At 64.8% G+C, this 2,155-nt stretch carries 4 protein-coding genes; 3 read left to right on the top strand and 1 reads right to left on the bottom strand.

Annotation, left to right across the window (positions count from 1 at the left end; genetic code table 11):
* The 3 genes from BS38_RS27790 to BS38_RS27530 all read left to right on the top strand — a co-directional run.
* A partial coding sequence (locus tag BS38_RS27790) for a hypothetical protein (protein ID WP_231511448.1) occupies window positions 1-199 on the top strand: 199 nt, incomplete at its 5' end.
* Window positions 200-390: 191 nt separating this feature from the next.
* On the top strand, window positions 391-1,374 hold the full coding sequence (locus BS38_RS0124000) for a DUF4192 family protein (RefSeq protein ID WP_028273020.1): 984 nt from the start codon (window positions 391-393) through the stop codon (window positions 1,372-1,374).
* A 192-nt stretch (window positions 1,375-1,566) separates the two neighbouring features.
* Window positions 1,567-1,716 carry a hypothetical protein gene (locus tag BS38_RS27530; RefSeq protein WP_197025035.1) on the top strand — a complete coding sequence of 50 codons (150 nt, stop codon included), beginning with the start codon at window positions 1,567-1,569 and terminating at the stop codon, window positions 1,714-1,716.
* Window positions 1,717-1,800: 84 nt separating this feature from the next.
* Here BS38_RS27530 and BS38_RS0123990 read toward each other — a convergent pair whose 3' ends face one another.
* The gene (locus BS38_RS0123990; RefSeq protein WP_028273019.1) at window positions 1,801-2,013 is read right to left on the bottom strand and encodes a hypothetical protein; all 213 of its coding nucleotides are present in this window, start codon (window positions 2,011-2,013) and stop codon (window positions 1,801-1,803) included.
* Window positions 2,014-2,155 lie beyond the last annotated feature (142 nt).

The following is a 2,155-nucleotide window of genomic DNA, read 5'->3' as shown; positions in this document are numbered from 1 at the left end:
CTTCAACCAGTTGATGGGCGTCCGCTGGCGCGGCCGGCTGTTGGGTGCTGCCGGTCCGTCGCAGAGCTCCGGCCCGTCATCACCTGTTGTTTACAGGCGTTTTGTGGTTGCTGTCCTGCGGATTTTAGGCGTCCGCTCCAGCCTGTCTAGCCCCGGTTCCGCAGGCTCCACCGGGGCCTGCGTGCCGAAAATTCTTTAGCCAGGGATCCTCGCACGCTCGGATCCCGCAAGATTTTTCTGCCCTTGCCTTGACGGGTAGACAGGCCTCCGTCGGCCGCCGAGCAAGCAAGCTTGCCAGCAACCAAAAAACAACGGGGGGAGCAGGGGAGCTGGCCGGTCACCACAAGGCGCCCCACCCACCCCACTTCTCGGACAAGAAGGAACACCACCATGACTGAAAAACTGACCATCACTGGTCCCGCTGACCTGATCGCCATCGTTCCGCACCTGCTGGGCAACCGCCCGAAGGAATCCTTCGTGGTGCTCACGGCACGCGGGAACACCTTGGGCGCAACGTTGCGGATGGACGCCCCGGCCGCGTCCGCGCCGCTGGACTACGCGCAGATGATGACCACCTACGCCGCCAACGATGAGAAGGCCACGGCCAGCTACGTCATCGTCTACACCGACGAAACCGGCGGGGACGGCCCGTTCCCCTATGCGGAGCACGTCGCGGCGTTGAGCATCGAGCTGGCGACGGCCCGGATGCCTGTGCGCAAGGTTCTGCTGGTCACCAGTGCCCACTGGGGAACCTACGGCACCGCGGAGAGGAACCCGCTGGACGCTATCAAGGACAGCCAGGCCAACGCGACGCTGACCTACTTCGGCTCAGCGACGGACATCGACGTGTACAACCCGGCGCTGCTGGACAGGTGGGCACTTCCGGTGGAAGCGCCCGAGGGAACTTTCGAGGACCTCGAAATGGCCTGCCTGACGTGGCAGGCTGTCCTGGACGCAGATGGAATGCCTGACACCGAAACCGCCCGTGCACTGGCGGCGGCATTCCAGCACCGGCACCTCCGTGATTACCTGTTCCGGGACACCATCACCACCCACAACGGCAGCTTCGGCGACGTCCTGACCGGCAAATTCACCGGCCGCCCCGACTGGGCACGCGTTGACCGGGCCGAGGCTATCGCCTTCGAGCTGATGAAGGTCGTCCCGGCAGGACAGCGTGCACCCATGCTGACCCTGATGGGCTGGCTGCAATGGCTCAAAGGCCACGGAAGCCAGGCCGACCGCTACCTGAAACTCGCAGCCGAGGACGCTTCCGGTTTCCGGCTCGCGGTGCTGCTGCGGGAACTGATCAACAACGGCCACATCGCCGACGTTGCCCGCAACGAGCACATGTCCTACAACCGCCGCCTGATCTAAGAACCACCAGAGGCCGGGACGGATCACCCTTGAGGGATCCGGCCCGGCCTTTTCCGGTGGCGGGGCGGCCTCCCCCGCATTCGCTCCTCCGGCCGCCGATCACGCTACGCGGGCGGAGCCCCGCATCCAGTGAACATGCAGGATCCCGGACTACAGTGGGCACAAGCATCACAAACGGGAGGGCGCGCAACTGTGGGACATGAATACATCCTGACTGAGGACGACCAGCCGGCTGCCGACGCCAGCCTGGCCGAAGACATCATCGAGCTGCAGCTGCTCACCGCCGGCGGTAAGACCGGGCCCGTCGACGTTGGCCACGCCCGGGAACACCACAACTTCTAGCATCAGGCAGCAACGACGCTGCCCTACAGGTTTCCTTTGTCCGAGGAAAAACCGCGAAAGGCCGGCCTACGTGCCGGCCTTTCGTCATGTCCGCTCGTTTTCAGATCTCCATCGCCACAACGTCACGGCCGCCACACTGTTGAGGAACGCGATGAAAACATCGCCTGAAGCAGACCGACCGATGGCCAGGTCCACGGCCACCAGCACCAGCGATCCGGCTGCAGCAACCGTGAAGACCACAGCCAGGATCCGCAGCATCCTGTGAGGGCGGCTCGGGCGCGGCGCCGGATCAGTCATGCCCCCACCCTAAGCAGGGCAGGAAAGCGTAAGCGATAGGGAGTGGCCGGCCCGGGCGAATCCGGTGGCCAGGGGAAGGGCATGCTCGCAGGGCTCGCACTGGTTTGCGCTGCGCTTCAACCAGTTGATGGGCGTCCGCTGG

The sequence above is a fragment of the Arthrobacter sp. UNC362MFTsu5.1 genome (genome assembly GCF_000685965.1).
GTDB lineage: Bacteria > Actinomycetota > Actinomycetes > Actinomycetales > Micrococcaceae > Arthrobacter.
Note: the sequence above shows the minus strand (reverse complement) of the source record. Positions and strands in the feature narration are given on the sequence as shown.